Raw genomic sequence first — 19,062 nt, 5'->3', positions numbered from 1 at the left:
TTTTTCGTAACTATGAAATTTATAATTAAAGATATTCTGATCATATGTTTATTTTGTTGTGCCTCTTCATTGAATGCACAGCATGCATTTCCATACAAGAATCCATTACTTCCCACTGAAGAACGGGTAAACGATCTGTTGAACCGTATGACGTTACAGGAAAAAATAGCTCAAATCAGCCATTTGCAATCGTGGGATGTATTTGACGGACAAAAGCTCAATACCGCCAAGTTAGCAAAGATGTGCGGTGATAAAGGGTATGGCTTTTTCGAAGGCTTTCCACTCACGGCAGCGCAATGCAGGAAGAACTTCCGCATTATTCAAACCTATTTACTGGAGCAGACACGTCTGGGTATTCCGGGTTTTTCGGTAGCGGAGTCACTTCATGGAGTGGTGCATGAAGGTTCTACTATCTATCCGCAAAATATAGCTATAGGCAGTACATTTAATCCTGCATTGGCTTATGAAATGACAAAACATATTGCGGGTGAACTTAATACAATCGGGGTAAAACAAGTGTTAGCTCCTTGTATAGATGTAGCTCGTGAGTTGCGTTGGGGCAGAGTGGAGGAATCGTTTAGTGAGGACCCCTTCCTTTGTGCTCGTATGGCTGTAGCAGAGGTTAAAGGATATATGGATCATGGCATTTCACCAATGGCAAAGCATTACGGACCGCACGGCAATCCATTGGGCGGCTTAAATCTGGCATCAGTGGAGTGTGGCATTCGTGATTTATTTGATGTCTATCTGAAACCTTTTGAAGCCATACTGGCTGAAACCGATATTTTAGCAGTTATGTCAAGCTACAATGCCTGGAACCGTGAACCCAATTCAGCTTCAAAATTCATGCTGACTGATATTTTACGTGACCGTTTTGGCTTCCGGGGCTATGTTTACTCTGATTGGGGAGTTATTGATATGTTGAAGAACTTTCATAAAACAGCTGATAATGATTTTGAAGCTGCCAGTCAAGCACTTACGGCCGGTTTGGATGTTGAAGCGTCGAGTCTCTGTTTCAAGTCGCTTGAGAGTAAAGTGCTGGCTGGTGAGTTTGATGTACGCTACATCGACCGGGCGGTGAAACGTGTGTTACGTGCTAAATTTGAATTAGGTTTGTTTGAAGACCCTTATCTTGAGAAAAATTCATATCGTTGGCCGTTACGTTCCAAAGAATGCATTTCACTTTCACGTCAGATTGCTGATGAATCGACAGTACTTCTGAAAAATGAAGGTAATTTGCTTCCATTGGATATAAAGAAACTTCGGTCGGTGGCAGTAATTGGTCCTAATGCAGACTGTGTGCAATTTGGCGATTATACATGGAGTAAAAACAAAGAAGATGGTATCACACCGTTACAAGGCATCTGTCGTTTGGCAGGCAAAAAGGTGAAAGTGAACTATGCCCAAGGCTGTTCTATCTCTTCGTTGAATCAGTCAGGTATTGAAGAAGCTGTACGTGCGGCTCAACAGAGTGATGTTGCATTACTATTTGTTGGCAGTTCAAGTACCGCTTTTGTACGCCACAGCAATGCCCCTTCTACCAGTGGCGAGGGAATTGACCTTAGTGGTGTTGAATTGACTGGTGCTCAAGAGGAACTGATTGAAGCGGTCTGTGCAACAGGTAAACCGGTAGTCCTAATATTGGTAGCCGGTAAACCGTTTGCTATACCTTTCGCTAAAAAAAATGTCCCTGCTATTTTAGTTCAATGGTATGCCGGAGAACAAGCAGGTAATTCCATTGCCGATATTCTTTTTGGTAAAGTAAATCCATCAGGGAAAATTAGTTTTTCCTTTCCTCAAAGTTCCGGTCACCTTCCCGCTTTTTACAATCATTTGACCACTGATAAGGGATTTTATAAAGAGCCCGGAACTTATGAATTGCCGGGACGAGATTATGTGTTTTCTTCTCCGAACCCTCTTTGGGCTTTTGGTCATGGATTGAGTTATACTACATTTGATCTGGTTTCAGCGATTGCCGACAAAACTCACTATCAGGCTCATGACACCATAGCCGTAAAAGTAAAGATTGCAAACAGTGGAGAAGTTGTCGGCAAAGAAGTCGTTCAACTTTACATACGTGATGTTGTCAGTACTGTTATGACACCAATAAAGCAGCTGAAAGCTTTTGAGAAGGTAAGTTTGAACCCGGCCGAAACGAAAGAAATCACATTGAAAGTCCCCATACACGAACTCTACCTGACCGATAATATCGGTAATCGCTACTTGGAACCCGGGACTTTTGAGATAAAAGTGGGCACTGCATCAGATCGCATAACCCATCGCATTTCTATCGAAGTAGGGCGTGAACCTGAGAAGACTCCTGTAATTGATTCTCCTCAAATCATTAAAGTCACGCCTAGTGGCGAGTTTATTACTGTACAGGGATTTGTACGTGATGCACAAGCTACTCCAGTAGCTTATGTCACGGTTCGTGCCATTTCATCCGGTCAGGAAACTCAAACTGATGAAAAGGGATTCTATTCTATAAACCTTAGGACTGATGATTCCATAGCTTTTGTCAAAGCAAGATTCATCACTCAACAAATGGAGGTGAAAGGACGCAAAAATATTAATATCAGATTAGTGAAGTAAAGAACTTTAATTATATATACTATGTCATTTTCAGTTTATAGGAAGATAGCAAACCTTATTTTATTACTTGTGGCAAGTAATCTGTCAGCTCAGGTAACCTACTATGATGCGGCTGAATTCCAACTATTGGGAAAGGCTACCGCTGCTACCACAGAGCGGTATGTACGTTTGCCTGATTCATTGGAACATGTTTCTCGCTTACCGTTGTGGCAACTAAGTCGGAATTCATCGGGTATGGCAGTGCGTTTCCGAAGCAATTCGACTCAAGTTGCAGTAAAATGGGAATCGTTGGTTAATTTCCATATGGATCATATGACTGATGTAGCAGTGAAAGGACTTGACCTCTACTGTCTGGAAGGAAAGAACTGGTATTTTGTGAATAGTGCCCGTCCCATAGGAAAAAGTACGGAATCTAGCCTCATCAGCGGTATGGAAGCCAAAGAACGGGAGTTTATGATTTATTTACCGCTATACGACGGACTAGTTTCTTTGTCGATTGGAATCGATGCTGGCGCTAGTATCAATCAGCCCGCAATAGAAAGTCCTGTACGTGAAAAACCTGTAGTATTTTATGGAACCAGCATTCTTCAAGGCGGATGTGCCTCCCGCCCAGGCATGGCTCACACCAATATAATCTCACGCCGTTTGAATCGGGAATGTATCAATCTCGGGTTTAGTGGCAACGCTTTTCTTGATCTTGGAGTAGCTCAAGTGATGGCTGGAGTAGATGCCGGTGTTTTCGTGCTTGATTTTGTACCTAATGTCACGGTTGAGCAGATGAATGAGCGAATGGAGAAGTTTTACCGTATACTTCGTGACAGGCATCCTCATACACCTGTTATCTTTATTGAAGATCCACAGTTCATGGACTCCTACTACAATAACGCCAATGCCCGGAAAATTAAGACTTTGAATGACACCTTGCGTCGTATATTTAATGAGTTGAAAAAAGGAAAAGAGAAAAACATATACTATATATCCTCAAAGAGGATGCTTGGAAGCGATCGTGAGGCAACAGTAGATGGCATTCATTTTACCGATGTGGGTATGATGCGTTATGCTGATTTGGTGACTCCAGTGATTAAAAAGCTACTTAAAAAATAGTGGTTTTATGGCTCATTCACTATTAATTTTGTCTGACAACGAACTATATGGGAAAGAGTAATGCACATTATTATGATCTTTGCATCAAAGCTAGAGATACGGGGTATCATGGTATTATTTGAGAAATCGATAATCAATATGACTGTCTTATGTTGAATAGAATGTCTTTATGCTATTTTTCTTCACTTTCGATAACTGATGCTTTTGATAAATAGATGAAACTAGAGCGAGGAACTACTAAAATATAGAATTTATTTACAGAATTGTGCATAAAATAGCTGTTGTTTGCATATGAATTACCGTATTATTTGTTCAAAACATAAGGTTGATTTTAAAGGAACGTCCAACGTCCCATTAGGTTTAAAAAAAATGCTAAGTACGTTTAAAAGGAACGTATTTTAGCCCTGAAATAGGGAGTGTTTCATTTATTAACCCCTTACTAATCATAATGATGCAAAGTAACATTAAAAATTAAGATGTATTACAGAATAGTGTGAGAAATAACGTAAAAAGAACATATACATGGATATATCTGCAACAAAGTGATTTCTTATAATGGCAAATCTCTGCCATTTTATCCTCTATTCTGTACAATGGATGGAAATACGTCCGGCAGAGAATTTATAATTATCAAAATGAAAAATGCCATTTTGATAATTATATGGATAAGTCTTAATAACAATACTTCGTTAAACATTGAATTAACAAATAAAAAGTAGATCAAGTCCTACCGATTCATTATATTAAGGGTCACCACATCTTTAATAATGATGAATAGAAACGAACTTGACCAATATTTGGAGATAATAAAACGCGTACTGCTAAATTCAGCAGTAAAGATAAATGAATGGCGTGAGAGTTTTATGCATGAAATGCTACTTTTATATCTGATTATTCCTGGGAGAATAAATTTCCTCCAATTAGGGTGTTACGGCCGTTTGGATGAACAGCGTTACCGTCAGCAGTTCGAACGTAAGTGTGACCGGTTGTCTTTTAATGCCTGCTTGGCTGATTCACATACCGACAATCTGGTTGCTATCGCTTTTGATCCGAGCTATATCAGCAAATCGAGTAAATGCACGCCCTATCTGGGGCGTTTCTGGTCCGGTTGTGCTAAATCGACTAAACATGGTCTGGAAATTTCCGGCATTGGATTCATTGATGTAGATCTTCACAACTGCTTTCATCTAGAAACTGTTCAAACACTACCGGCAAAAATACTGGAGCAAGTCAGGTGGACACTAACAGACTGGTATTTGCATGTGTTACGAAGCCGCAAGGAAATACTTCAACGGTTGACTAGCCATGTGGTGGTCAATGCCTATTTCTCCAAATCATCTTTTGTGGCTGGCGTCCTGGATATGGGATTATATGTAATCAGTCGTTTTCGCGATGACGCTTATTTTCGTTATCTGACCAAGGATAAACCTACCGGTGGCAAGATGCCCCAAACTGTACGATGGGAAAATGGACATGAAGCATCTCGAAGAAAACCGTTTTGAAATTATTCCATAAAAAATGGGCAGGAGGGACGAATACTCTCGACAATCGTACATTCCCGTTCCCTCAAAAGAAATATTCGATTATGCATTTGGGAGAGTGAGGACGAGAAAGTACGTAAACAGTATGTCTCTACTGACACGCAGATACAGGCAATAGATGTAATGGATTATTATGGGACGCGTTTTCAGGTCGGATGCTGCTTTCGCGACTCAAAGCAGTTTACAGGGCTGACCGACTGCCAAAGGCGGGAGCTGGATAAACTGAATTTCCATTTTAATGTAGCATTGAACGCCGTGAATCTGGAGCTTCGAAAAAGGGGACAGCCTTATCAATGGCATCTGTAAAAGTGCTATGTCACAACATTTTGCTCATGCAACGATTTATTTCCATATCAGGGATTAGGCCTGACAAGGAAACAAATCGGAAGCTATGGGAAAAGGAAATTAAATTTGCCGCTATTGCTGCATAAATGTTAATTCAATGTTTAACAAAGTATTATTATCATAATATTGTATTTTATTAATTCAACCCGTTGGCGGAATTAAAATTATAAAAGATTTGTGACTAAAAAGTTGTGCATAATGCTGATTATTAACATATGTGCTAATGTAATTCTGCCAACGGGTTAATTCAATTTCGGTACATAAAGATCACCTACCTAAGTTTATTCCTATTTTTTTCTTTTAATTTTTTAGTAAAAGTCTTGGCTTTTTCCATACTATTGGCTTCTTCTTCCTGAGTAGCATAAGCGTGTTTGTAACCTTGTATTTTGTTCCATTCACCACGGGTAAAATCTGGAAATGCGACAGATGCACAATTGTTGTCCATTGACAATTCACCTAATTCTGCCAAGCAACACCATTCAGCCAAATCATAGACATCCATATCTAATGGTAATCCATTCTGTAAACAATAAATCAGACGGCTATCCATTATAAAATCCATGCCGCCATGTCCACCTACTTCTTTAGCCATCTCACCATATTTTTTTAAAATAGGATGTTGATACTTTTCTACTAACGTTTTCATCTCATTTTCAGGCAAAAAGTTATGTGAGGTCAAGTTATCCACTTTGGGCTTCATTCCGGATGCACTCATCTGATTAGAATCTAACGCATATCCTTCTACCGGATATTTATTAGCCAGTCCCTTAGTGCCTGTAAGCTGATATAAACGGTTGTAGGGTTGTGGGGTCATTACATTATGTTGTATTTCAATAACTTTCCCGTTTTCTGTACGAATAAGTGTAGTCGTATGGTCACCATTGCGGAAGTCGTTACACGTTTCCCCTGTTCTTTTTTCAACCAGATCTTTGCCAATGACAGATTTTGTATCCATTGCAATCAATGTTTTCATACGATCTCCGCGATGGATATTTAAGGCTTGAGCCACAGGCCCCAGACCATGAGTAGCATATACATCTCCGCGATGTTTCATGTTATATTCCAATCTCCATCCGAGTTTGTCATCTTTTCCTTTTTTCCAATAATAATCCCAAAATTCATCGAGGTTATGAATATAAGCTCCTTGTGCACGAATGACCTCACCGAATACCCCTTGTTGAGCCATATTTAAGGTATTCATTTCGAACCAGTCATAACAACAGTTTTCTAAAATCATACAATGTTTACGGGTCTTTTCTGACATATCAATCAAAGCCCAACATTCTTTTAAACTCATAGCGGAAGGCACTTCAATAGCCGTGTGCTTGCCATTCTCCATTGCACACATAGCTACAGGAAAATGATGTAACCAATCCGTTGCAATATAAACTAAATCAATATCATCCCGTTTGCATAATTCTTCATATCCTTTTTCACCTGAATAAACAGTAGCCTCGGGCATAGAAGCCTTCTTTAATAACTTTTGACATTCTTCCGCACGTTCTTTCTCATAATCACATAATGCTACAATCTCCACACCCGGAATATAAGTGAAACGTTCTACCGCTGCCGGACCACGCATCCCTAATCCAACGAATCCTACACGAACAAATTCCATTTTGGGAGCTTTTAAACCTATTACACTAGTTTGTCCGGTAGGACGTTCAGGAGTTTCAATGACAATAGTCCCTTTATCCCAATGCCATTTTGTTCCGAGATTTGAGACTTGTGTATCAGAAGAAGATTGTGAACATGAAATGGCCAATATAGCCACAAGCATTACTAGTAAAAAATTGTATTTTCTCATTTTATTTAGTAGATTAATTTTAAAAGTTTTCTTTCATCATTTGTATGTTGATCTTATGTTGTCCGTTTGTCCGTACTTTTTGGCTCGCATAGCCTTTTTTGGAGAACAAGAGAATATCATCTGAATGTGCTGGTAAGGAATAAGATCCCTTTGCATCAGTCATAACTTCCTCTTCAGAATTTATAGTTTTTACTTTCACTCCGGCTATTGGTGTAGCTTGGACATCGCGAACAATTCCTTCTATGCGTATAATTTTACCAGTGGTTATTACGGGGGCTTTTGACAAACTGTTTTCCTCTAAAGAAATAGGCTTATTGCCTACCCATACTGGTAATTTATAATATATTTCGTCTGAAGAAGTGCCTACTTGGATTTCGAACTTTCCAGGTTCCAAATATCGGTCTCCGAAATTACTAGTCAAGTAAAGTTCATGTACAGGTACTTTTAGCTGCACCAGCTTTTCCTCGCCTGGTTGTAGTTCTATCTTTTTAAACCCCTTCAGTTGTTTGACCGGTGTCATGACCGTACTAACCACATCGTGAATATATATCTGAACAACTTCTTTTCCTGCTAATTTCCCACTATTCTTTACTTTTACGGATATGCGTATTGTGTCATGAGGCTGATAGCTTGTTTTATCAGTAGTAGCTTGCACGTATTCAAAGCGGGTATAACTTAATCCATGTCCAAACGTCCATAAGGGGGCAGGACTTGAAAAAACATAATCTCGTCCCGGAGAGGTGTATGTGCCAGGTTCTTTATAGTATCCTTTGTCAGTAGGAAGATAATTATAATAAGCAGGCAAATGACCTGTACTTTGAGGAAAAGAGAATGGCAGTTTTCCAGAAGGATTAACTTTGCCAAACAGAATATCAGCAATGGAGTTTCCAGCCTGTTCTCCAGCATACCATTGAGCCAATATAGCGGGTACTTTTTCTTTTATATAGGGTATGGCAAATGGTTTACCGGCTACCAAAACCACAACAACAGGTTTGCCTGTCGCGCATACGGAACGGATGAGTTGTTCCTGCGCTCCTGTTAGGGAAATATCACTAAGGTCTATTCCCTCTCCACTTGTCGAGGGTTCATTACTGTGGCGCACAAATGCCGTACTGGAACTTCCTACAAATACTAGAGCAATCTCACTATCGTGAACAGCTTTAACAGCCTCCGTTATCAATGTCGTATCCATTGACGCTAACGAACATCCTTTTGCATAATTTATTTTCACCCGTTTTCCGAGCAGATTTCGTATGCCTTGGAGTGGCGTGATGCCGTCACTTTTGTTTTTACTCCATGTATAATCTCCGAATTGCACACAATCGGCATTAGGTCCGATTATCGCGATAGATTTTAGTTTTGTGCAATCCAAAGGTAGTAAATCTCCTTCGTTCTTCAACAATACTGTAGATTCATCAGCTATCTGACGAGAAAGCTGTATACTTTCTTTTGCACGCAACGGAAGATGATAGGAAGCTTTCTCTTGAAAAGGGTCCTCAAACAAACCTGATTCAAATTTAGCCCGTAATACGCGTTTTACAGCTTGATTTATGTAACGAATGTCAAAGTTTCCATTCTTCACCTGCTTTGCTAATGTTTCAAAACAAGGACTGGAGGCCTCCACGTCAAGACCTGCTTCTAAAGCTTGACGGGCAGCTTCAAAATCATCACCTGCAGTTTTATGGAATGATTTTAACATAGCCACTACTCCCCAATCAGAATATACATACCCTCGAAAACCAAATTTGTTTCGAAGAATTTCCGTTAACATGAAATGTGAAGCTGAATTGGGAACTCGGTTCCAAGCGTTATAGCTTGACATGACTGCCATCACGCGGGTTTGTGCAAGAACCGTTTCAAAAGGTTTCAGATATATGTCGAATAAATCACGAACCCCACAGTCAACAGAAGCTAAGTTTAATCCTCCTGATGGATTGCCATGAGGACCGTAATGTTTCAGCATAGGGGAGATTCCATGATCCAAGTACCCTCGCACCTCCGCTACTGCCATAGCAGAACAAAGAAAAGGATCTTCTCCGAAAGATTCCTCAACTCGTCCCCAGCGTAATTCACGTGCTACATCAATACAGGGGGAGAGTACTTGTTTAACTCCCATCGTGTTCAGCTCACCGGAAATATGTTTGGTTTTCGCATACGCCAATTCAGGGTTAAAAGTGCTTCCCAATGCAATATTCTGCGGATAGATAGTAGCCCCTTCATGGACTACTCCATGAAGAGACTCCGCAACCGAGAATCCGGGAATGCCTAAACGTGTGTGCTTTATCAGATATTCTTGTATCCGGCGGAAGTTCTTGCGGCAATGTGAGGCTGTGAGTGGAAACCCCTCAAAGAACCCGTATCCTATGTTGCCACATGCTACTTCCAACTTATTCGGATTCAGTTCTTGTCCGTCAAATACTTTGTACGAATGGAGATGGGTAATCTGCCCTATTTTCTCTTCCAAAGTCATCCGACCTAACAAGTCGTTCACTCGTTCTTCTACGGACAGTTGCGGATTTTGATAGGGAAGCATTTGCTGTGCTTTCACTATCAGAGTCGTGAAGAACGGGATACTGACTATAATCAATGTACGAATATGCTTTCTTATACGTCTCATCCTAATTGATCTGATAATTATTATTTGGAACGAATGGGACGGGTAATCACAAATTGGCAAAATTCATGATACAGTTCTTGATCAGCTTCATTGGCAGAGTTCTTTAATGAAAGAAGGTTTCCACCGCCTTCATAATATGCCAAGCGTTTAGTGTCCCATATTTGATGAGCTTTAAATGCTTTTATATAGTCTTTCATACGGGGATAATAAATATTGTGTTCCGAATTACTTGCCAACACCCGGTAATCAAACTCAAATTCCATATCCAGATTTTCCCTTTTCGCAGTTTTACAAGTTTCTTCCAAGACAGCGTATGACTGTTCTGTATTGAAGAAATAGTTAGGCTGGTAGTAGGCATTGTTGAATCCCAAAGTTTCCCATTTATCATGTCCTTCTGCACCACGGTAAGGTATCCAGTTGAAACTATATTTGAATTGGTTGACGTAAGCTCCTACTTTGGAAATAATATCTCTGGTAGTTCCAGCTGTTTCCGCCAACCAATAAAAGCCTGCCAATTCTATATTCTGGTACTGCATCTCGTTGAATTTGCTGCGGACATAGTCTATGTACCATTTACAAGCATCTACCCGATCCTGTGCGATGGAAAAGTCCATGATATGTCCATCCAAGCTTCCCCAATATACGGTAGTCGAATTTTCATTTGCCGGTGTCTTGTGGGCTATGGGTTCCGGAATGGCAATGACTACTCTATGTTTCGTTTTTGGGTTTTCCAAACGCTTTTGTGCATTTGATATGGCACGATTCAATGCTCCCAGTCCGGTACTACTTGCAAAATAATAATCAACCAATCTTTTCCAATCCTTTTGATTGGCTGCATCCAAACCTTCTTGATTTTCGTAAGTGTAGGTTTTATTGGTTCCTCCATTACCTGTGTCTTTCAATTCCAGAAACAAAAAGGCGTCGAAGAGCCAGTGCTCTGTTCCAGCCTTGTCTTTATAAGTTACATAAGAACTTATTCTGTCTACATCCCAATTATAAGGTTCCCTGTGATGTCCTCCTCCATAAATAAGAACCATATCAGTGGAATTCAAAAGTGCTGTGCGATTCTCTTCCCATGGATAGAGCTCACCCGGATTTACCGGAGGAGTAGGGGGAACTTCTTTATCGTCTGATGGACCGTCGGAAGAAGAACATGAAACACATAATGCCATCAAAGAGCATAAAAAAAGTACACTGAATTTGATAAATTTTCTCATAATCAATTTTGTGAAGTTATGTAGTTTATGAAATGTAATTAGATGGCTGATAGTATTATACAGCTCTACCAACCATCTAAAAGTTATTGAATGTTATTTATATTCCCAGAATTGGAATTCGGTGAAAGTATAAACGTGTTCTCGCCATTCTGGCGTATGAGTATAACCAAACCAATTTTCTCGTGCTACAATTCGATAATACTGAGCTTGTTTTGTGCTATTCTTATCTATATTTATACAGTCACCCTCTGCAAAGTTTATATGTGTATCAGGATTATATTTAAAAGTGCCTAATTTAATCCATCCATCCCAATTTCCATCTTGGGCGGGTTGTCCCTCTTGGCAATATCCAAATATATCAAAATTTGTAACATGAGTTAACTCTTCACTACGATAACGGTGAGCACTAAACTTTGCTAAATATATAATTTTCCCTACATTAACTGTGATCCAAGCGGAACCATCTGGATTATTATTAGGTTGGAAACCACATGAGCCTGCACTCCAACCTACTTCACCCCATTGATTTGCTGCTGACATAAATTTACCATCAAATAATTTGGCTGTTGTACGATCACCAAAAGCTCCAGGTAAATCTCCGGTTAATGGATTTGCGTCATTATCTAATTTGTATTCTTTTAGATTTTCTCTAGCCACTTCCACGGCCTCTAGTTCAGTTTGAGTTACCACTAAATTGTAAGTAACATCTTTCTGCACATCATTTACGATGATAGATTTCGTTTTAGTTTCACTAAAATTGCATACCGTTTCCAAAGTAATAGGATCTACTAATTTCACATGTGGTTTCACTTCAATAGTCAGTGTCGTTTCTGACAAATTCACCCAAGGACCAAAATTTAATTTAATTGTATGATTAGTATGATCAATTTCTCCTGTAGCAGTTTCACCGCCTGCTTTTGCCACCAGACTTACAATCGGGTTTTCAATAAACTCCGCCTTTTTCTTAGCCGTTACTGTATAAGTCACATCTCTTTCAATATTGTTTATCACAACATTTACCGGTTGGGTTAAGTCCCATACACCTTCCGGGCTTGACGGAGATATAAGTGTAGCTCGTTTCGGTATATTCAAATTAACAGTCATATTTGACAAATCAGTCCAAGCTTCGACTTCCAATTTAATAGTACGTTTATTATCATCAATGACACCTTCAAAAATATCTTCCTGTTCCATTGCCGTCAAGCTGATGATAGGACGCATTACAGGATTCACGGGAACTTCTGTTTCAAACTCCGCATCCGCATCACAAGAAGTCAGCATTGACATACTTGCAAATGTAGCGAGTATTGCGTATAAATATATTTTCTTCATAACTATATACTTTTTTATTAATTAGCAGTATTACCACTCCACCATGGATTCTGAACCAATCCCGGACACTTATCCATTTCTTTTTGCGGAATGGGGAATAAATAGTACTCTTTCTTGAATTCCCTTATTTCAAAAACAGCACGTTTATAGAAACCTTCAAAATTGAAATCATTTGAACCTACATCACCGGCATCAACATTCATTCCCCACATACTGCCTCCATCACCATATATTCGACCGTCTTTTTCTTCACCGGTCACAGGATCTGTTACAATTTTATCCGGTGTGTGGGCTTTCCAAAGACGACGAGTAGTGAAATAACGGTCACCTTCAAAACAAAGCTCAATCTGACGTTCACGAATAATGTATTCATGCATTAAAGCCGGATCAGAAGCTATTTCAGGAGTAGCGACAAACGCGCTTTCTACACCTGCTCTTTTACGAATTTGATCCCAATATTTACGAATGTCCGCATTGGTAGGATCATAATTGCTTAACGCTTCTATATAGTCTAACAAGATTTCAGCATAGCGTATGTAAGTACAAGCATAGTTTTGAGGATAAGCACGGTTATACATGTCTGCCTGCGGGTCGTTGCGCTTGAATACTAACATACCCGTTTTAGAGTAGTTCGCATAATTAATAGATGGACGAGCTGCTCCTCCTAAATATAATTCTGCGCGTCCGAAACCATCTTTCTGTCTTCCAGTACTCCATTCGTTACGAATGTTTTTATCATCCGACAGACTAGGTATCACTCTGTGATTATATAGGATAGCTGCATAGAAACGAGGCTCACGATTGCAGAACATATTCCAGTCACCTTTCCAATGCCCCCATGCCTTACTATCACGGATATCTGCTATGATACCTTTACGACCTTCTTCGGAAGCAATGTCATGTCCGTTGGGATTCCAATTATCTCCACCGTCAGCCGCAAATCCTTTTTCAACATAACCGGAACCGGCCACATCGATAGGCTTTCCGTTCTTCATCAGAAAAGCATCTACCAGTCGTAAAGTAGGACTTACTCCTCCCAAACAGTGCGGGCCGGGTGTATTGTGTACCATCCATGACCGTTGAAATGTATCATCATATTGTCCTTCTGACCTAGCCCATATTACCTCACAATTCCAAGCCTTTAGTTGAACATCCACACATGATTTATACGGATTAAACTCTGTATCCCCATTCTCATCATTCCGGTATAGTTTCAAACGAGTGTCCGGATATTTCTCTGCCATATCTATGACGGCTTTTGCTGCGGCTGCCGCATCTTTCCATTTTTGTTCACTGTAAGTGGTATTAATAAGTGGGGTACCATCATGATTTTTGAAGTTGGCATATTCCGTATTACCATTAAATTGAGGAGAGGCGGCCAGATTACGTACAATTGCTTTTACTGCTAGACAAACCAATTTGTTCGGTCGTCCCAAACGGGTCTGGTCATCCCAATAATGCATCGGAAGGTCATAAGCTGCTAAGTCCATCATTTGGCAAATATATTCTACACATTCATCATAGGGGGCACGCTGCATATTTGCAAAATCTGTTTCAGAAGGGAGCAATTCTTTAATTAACACTACCGGACCATATTGACGAAGAAGAAGATAATAATAATATCCACGTAGAAAACGGACCTCGGCTTTATAACGCGTTTTCAATTCGCTACTTAGTTCGCCGCAACGATCCACATTGTTCTCAAATGTCAAAGTAGCACGAATAGCTTGATAAAAACGAGCGTATCTATCACACACCAATTCACTGGAAGGGGTCCAGTCACCTCTGTTGAAGTTATCCGCCTGATAGAAATTCCAGGTTATATTACATTCATCGGCTGCTCCAACCCAAGGTTCATGTTGATGCAAATGCCCTGTGGGGATTCCTCCGTAACAATTGGCCAGATACTTCTCCGTTTCCATGCGGGAACTCCAAACCATTTCATCTGTTTTCATATCATCGGGCTGTTTGTCCAAGTAGTCAGTACAACTAGTCGACAATGCCAACAAACTAAATAAAACTATAATATATTTTTTCATATTCGATGTGTTTTAAAAAGAAGCTCTAATTCCAATATTAACTTTTCTCGGGAGAGGATATTTGCTACCATTAAATGAAGCTGTTTCCGGGTCCCACATATCCCATGGTGCAAACAATGCGACATTATTCGCCAAGCAATAGATGCGAAGAGATTTCATGCCAATTGGAGCAATCCAGTTTTTCTTGAAAGTATATCCGAGTTCCAGATCGGCCAAGCGCAGCAAACGGCCATTATAAATGGTACGCGTAGATGATTGCCAGTTGTTGGATGAAGCTCCATTGGACAGACGGGGATAGAATGCATTGGGATTAGGATTATCTTCCGTCCAACGGTCAAGTGCTTTTTCAAATAAGTTACCTTTCCCTACTCCTTTATTGAATGGAATGAATGTATCCCCCCCTAGACCGTAAGTAACATGTGCCTGTCCTCTGAAGAAAATACCGAAGTCGAATCCTTTCCAGAAAAGCTGAGCTCCAAAACCATAAACAATTTCCGGAACACTTGAATAACCGATCGGACATTTATCATCTTCATCTACTACGCCATCTTCGTTATAATCCAAATATTTTACATCACCTGGACGTACATCACCGAATTTCTGTTCAGGACTTTCATTGATCTCTTTTTGGTCTTGAAATAATCCTAAGGCAATTAGCCCAAAATGCTGTCCGTAACGATGTCCCGTTTGCATACGGTATGCATATTTTTTCTGAGCTTCATCCATTTCTTTAATTTCATTATGAGTGTAGGTGAAGTTTCCATAGAGTTTATAACGGAAATCTCCAATTGAATGGTTAAATTCCAACGTACCGTCTATACCTTGATTCACCATTACACCCATATTAGCAAAGGGCTGTTTGATGACTCCCATGGTTGCAGGAACAGACTGACGTTGAATAAGAATATCGGAACGTTTTTCGTGGAAGTAGTCAAGATCCAGAGAAACCATGCTATCGAACATTTTCAGTTCAATACCGATATCTTTCTTAAAACCTTTCTCCCAAGTCAGATCAGCTACTCCGATTTGGTCTTCTCCGATACCTTCGTGAAAGCTAGGGGCCATACCGAAATAGTATCCTCCTAAACCTTCACCAAAATATGACAGATAACCGAAACGCATATTGTCAGGCAATGATTCGGAACCTACCAGACCAACAGAGCCTCTGACTTTTAATACATTTATAGCTTTAAAAGGCCAGAAAGACTCATTGGATATCAAATACCCTAATGCTCCTGCCGGAAATAGACCAAAACGTTTTCCTTTCGGAAAGTTCTCCGAGCCATTATATCCCATATTAAATTCAGCAAAGTAACGGTCTTTGAAAGCATAAGTTGTTCTTAAAGCCAGACCTTGCTTTTTATAGGGCAATGATTTAATAGACGATCCGGCAGTCTGGTCTACGTAGTCACGCTGATAATACATCGCCATTGCACCGATGCGGTGTGTTTCATTGAAAATCTGATTATAATTCAATTGCACTTTCAGTTCTTCGGCGCGGTTACTGGATGGAGTTACATTGTATCCCAAGAATTCATTTCCTTTGGTAATTTCCGCTACTTGAAATTCTCCGGTTTCATCGTCAACTCCCGTTATGTTATAGGTAGAAGAATTTTTGCGTCTGTTCTGTATGGTCTGATTATTGGCATCGAAAGAGAAAGAAGCTTGTATGTCAAGGCCCTTTAATAAGAAACTCAAGTCTTGTTTTAATGTAATCTGGCTCATGATTTGTGAGCGGAATGATTTATTATATCCAGAGCCAAACAAACGTTCTGCCGGATTCACTTCACCGACCTGTGATGGTGCTCCCCAACCCCATTCTGTATTACCAAACGCATCTTTTCCGATAGGTACCCGAACCGGAGCGGATAATGGATTGGATAAATAGGAATAGTAATAAAGTAATTCAACAGGGCTGAACCATCTGTTGTCTACATACTCATTTCCTAAACCGGGTTGATGCATATCTGTCATATTGGCACCTATTTCTAATGATAAATTGGTTGTTTTAGTCAATGTCAAATCAATGTTTGATCGAAAGTTATATCGACGAAGTGAAATGTTTGATTTGTAATCCGCTTCCGGATTATTTTTCAAGTTACCGTTATCTTCTATAAAACTGGCACTAATATAATAACGTGCTCTTTCGCCACCTCCACGAATATTGATGGCTGCATTCGTATTAGTTGAATACTTGCGGAAAAGTTGATCCATCCAGTTTACATTCGGATATAGAAAAGGATTGGTTCCACTTCTCAAATTGTCTATGTACTCCGGAGTATAATTTTCAGTACCCAATGCTTCATTGGCTAGCAATGCGTAATTGACCCCGTCCAATAACTTCGGCATTGTCGGGAGATCGGAGAAACCTGTTTCCAATTTTACTTCTATGACCGGTTTTTGGGCAACCCCCTTACGGGTAGTTACCAATACAACTCCATTGGCTGCGCGCACACCATATACTGCCGTTGCCGATGCATCTTTCAAGATAGAAATGGATTCTACTTCTTCAATTGACAAATCAGACATATCCCGTTCCACTCCGTCAACTAATACTAATGGTTTTTGATTAGCTCCGAACGAAGAGATACCACGTACCCAGAAATCAGCATTGTCTTGTCCTGGTTCACCTGAACGTTGTACGACCACTGCACCGGCAATACGTCCGGAAAGAGCGTTAGTCAGATTTCGTTGCGGTACTTCCAGTTCCTTTATTGAAACAGAAGAGATAGAACCTATAACGCTGGCTTTCCGTTGTTTACCCATACCGACAATAACCGTTTCTTCCAGTTCGTGTACATCTTCTTTCATTACGATGTCAAGAGCCGGTTTCTTACCGACTGTGATTTCTTGCGATTTGAAGCCTACAAACGAGAATACTAGAATATCTCCTGCTTTTGCGTTAATAATGTAATAACCATTAATATCTGAAATCACACCAGTGGATGTGCCTTTAATTGCAACACTGACACCGGGTAGAGGAACACCTTTTTCATCAATAATTGTTCCACGAACAGAATTGTCAATTGGAGAAACGTTTGATGTCTCTTTCATCATTGACAAAGGTTGTGTTACTTCATAGAATGATTTTTGCTCGTTCCCTACATTTGTACTTGCTGTAGCATAGCTAGGTGCTAATAATGCAATACACAGCATCATACATTGTAGTCCTTTTTTTGAGTCTAAAATTCCGCGATGGTATTTAGACATGTTTAAGGTCCATTGTTTCATAATTTTGAATTTAGTAAATAGATTTAAATTGTGTTTCAGCAATATTTAATAATCCGGGAAATGTTTGTAGCGAAATAGTTTCTAGTATTTTCCAGCATTGAAACAGTCCTCTAGGTACATGAAAACATCCTTTCCATTTACCACCTTTCAAGGGTAACAATACTTCGCCTCTTCTATTCAAGTATCCGTACCATTCCGGATATTCAGCGTCCCTAAAGTGTGCCCATGTATAATCATGTACTTTTTCAAACCAATCCAAACACTGTTTGTCTCCTGTCAACTGATAGCCTTTTAACAATGAAATTAAAGATTCGATATGTACCCACCAGAGTTTCTGGTCCCATTCCAATTGTTGGGGAGGAAAACTGTTACGATCTAAAAAGTAAAAGATACCGCCATGCTCCTTATCCCAACCGTATTCAAGCATGGTAAAAGTCGTGTTTTTTGCTTTCTCTATCAGTTCCGGACGATGCAGACGTTTACCCAGATCCATGATAAACCACATCGCTTCAATCGCGTGACCGGGAGTAATCTGGCGACCCTCAAAACAATCCACAAGATTACCGTTTATATCTACATTTTCGACAATGATTCCACCAAGTTCGGGACGATAAAAGACGTCCATAACTTCATGGATGCAAGTGTTCATAGCTCGTTCCAAGTAGTCTTTACCTAAAATATGCTCTATTTCCATAGCGAGATTGCATAGAATCATCGGCAGAGCAAAATTCTTTAGATTGCGTGTATCAGGATGAAGCTTGTTCCATTTTCCTTTAGGATTATCAACTTTGGACAAGATAATATCGAATGTCTTTCTGGCAATATCGGCATACTCCTGATTACCGGTTGCCAAACTCAATTGTCCGAAAGCCATTGTCGCAAAAGTATAGGAGAAAATGTTATACGGTTCTACCAACGGTCTACCCGAACGGTCGAGGGAAAAGTACCAGTTGTAATTTCCGTCATGTCCGTATTTCTTTAAGAATTCGCCACCTTGAACGGCACAGTCCAGCCATTCCTGGCGTTTCTCCACCTTATTGTAAAGCATGGAGAACATCCATACCTCACGCCCTTGCAGCCAGATAAACTTGTCTGTATCGAATACTTTGCCTTCACGATCCAGACAGGTGAAATAGCCGCCAAACTCTTTGTCTTGAGAGTTTTGAAGCCAAAAAGGAAGAACATTGTTCAACAATTCATCCCTGTATTGGTCCGATAGTTTTTTAAAATCCATATA

Annotated in this window: 11 protein-coding genes; 4 read left to right on the top strand and 7 right to left on the bottom strand. The window is 40.0% G+C overall.

The annotated features are described in order from the left end of the window. The first annotated feature begins 12 nt into the window (after positions 1-12). The 4 genes from BACFIN_RS09085 to BACFIN_RS23010 all read left to right on the top strand — a co-directional run bounded on the left by BACFIN_RS09085 (position 13) and on the right by BACFIN_RS23010 (position 5,543). Complete coding sequence (locus BACFIN_RS09085; protein WP_007753841.1) at positions 13-2,592, top strand: glycoside hydrolase family 3 N-terminal domain-containing protein; 2,580 nt, start codon at positions 13-15, stop codon at positions 2,590-2,592. Positions 2,593-2,613: 21 nt separating this feature from the next. Continuing rightward, positions 2,614-3,696: an SGNH/GDSL hydrolase family protein gene (locus BACFIN_RS09090; protein WP_007753839.1), complete on the top strand. Its 1,083-nt coding sequence runs from the start codon at positions 2,614-2,616 to the stop codon at positions 3,694-3,696. A gap of 770 nt (positions 3,697-4,466) precedes the next feature. Further along, on the top strand, positions 4,467-5,198 hold the full coding sequence (locus tag BACFIN_RS23315; protein ID WP_232281655.1) for a transposase: 732 nt from the start codon (positions 4,467-4,469) through the stop codon (positions 5,196-5,198). Positions 5,199-5,360: 162 nt separating this feature from the next. Continuing rightward, a complete protein-coding gene (locus tag BACFIN_RS23010) occupies positions 5,361-5,543 on the top strand; it encodes a hypothetical protein (protein ID WP_007753832.1) in 183 nt (60 codons plus the stop codon). Between the two features lie 310 nt (positions 5,544-5,853). On the opposite strand, the gene BACFIN_RS09095 is transcribed toward BACFIN_RS23010, so the two are convergent. The 7 genes from BACFIN_RS09095 to BACFIN_RS09125 all read right to left on the bottom strand — a co-directional run bounded on the left by BACFIN_RS09095 (position 5,854) and on the right by BACFIN_RS09125 (position 19,059). Further along, positions 5,854-7,389 carry a Gfo/Idh/MocA family protein gene (locus BACFIN_RS09095; protein ID WP_007753828.1) on the bottom strand — a complete coding sequence of 512 codons (1,536 nt, stop codon included), beginning with the start codon at positions 7,387-7,389 and terminating at the stop codon, positions 5,854-5,856. 19 nt (positions 7,390-7,408) lie between these two features. Next, positions 7,409-10,006, bottom strand: a complete 2,598-nt coding sequence (locus BACFIN_RS09100; protein ID WP_007753826.1) for a glycoside hydrolase family 3 N-terminal domain-containing protein — start codon at positions 10,004-10,006, stop codon at positions 7,409-7,411. 20 nt (positions 10,007-10,026) lie between these two features. Then, positions 10,027-11,223, bottom strand: a complete 1,197-nt coding sequence (locus tag BACFIN_RS09105; RefSeq protein ID WP_032839610.1) for a DUF4855 domain-containing protein — start codon at positions 11,221-11,223, stop codon at positions 10,027-10,029. A 93-nt stretch (positions 11,224-11,316) separates the two neighbouring features. After that, positions 11,317-12,555 carry a DUF5000 domain-containing lipoprotein gene (locus tag BACFIN_RS09110; protein WP_007753821.1) on the bottom strand — a complete coding sequence of 413 codons (1,239 nt, stop codon included), beginning with the start codon at positions 12,553-12,555 and terminating at the stop codon, positions 11,317-11,319. 17 nt (positions 12,556-12,572) lie between these two features. Further along, positions 12,573-14,594: a RagB/SusD family nutrient uptake outer membrane protein gene (locus BACFIN_RS09115; protein WP_007753817.1), complete on the bottom strand. Its 2,022-nt coding sequence runs from the start codon at positions 14,592-14,594 to the stop codon at positions 12,573-12,575. Positions 14,595-14,606: 12 nt separating this feature from the next. Beyond that, complete coding sequence (locus BACFIN_RS09120; protein WP_050761269.1) at positions 14,607-17,753, bottom strand: SusC/RagA family TonB-linked outer membrane protein; 3,147 nt, start codon at positions 17,751-17,753, stop codon at positions 14,607-14,609. Positions 17,754-17,835: 82 nt separating this feature from the next. After that, on the bottom strand, positions 17,836-19,059 hold the full coding sequence (locus BACFIN_RS09125) for an AGE family epimerase/isomerase (RefSeq protein ID WP_007753811.1): 1,224 nt from the start codon (positions 19,057-19,059) through the stop codon (positions 17,836-17,838). Positions 19,060-19,062: the final 3 nt, after the last annotated feature.

Source organism: Bacteroides finegoldii DSM 17565 (assembly GCF_000156195.1).
Classification (GTDB): domain Bacteria; phylum Bacteroidota; class Bacteroidia; order Bacteroidales; family Bacteroidaceae; genus Bacteroides; species Bacteroides finegoldii.
Note: the sequence above shows the minus strand (reverse complement) of the source record. Positions and strands in the feature narration are given on the sequence as shown.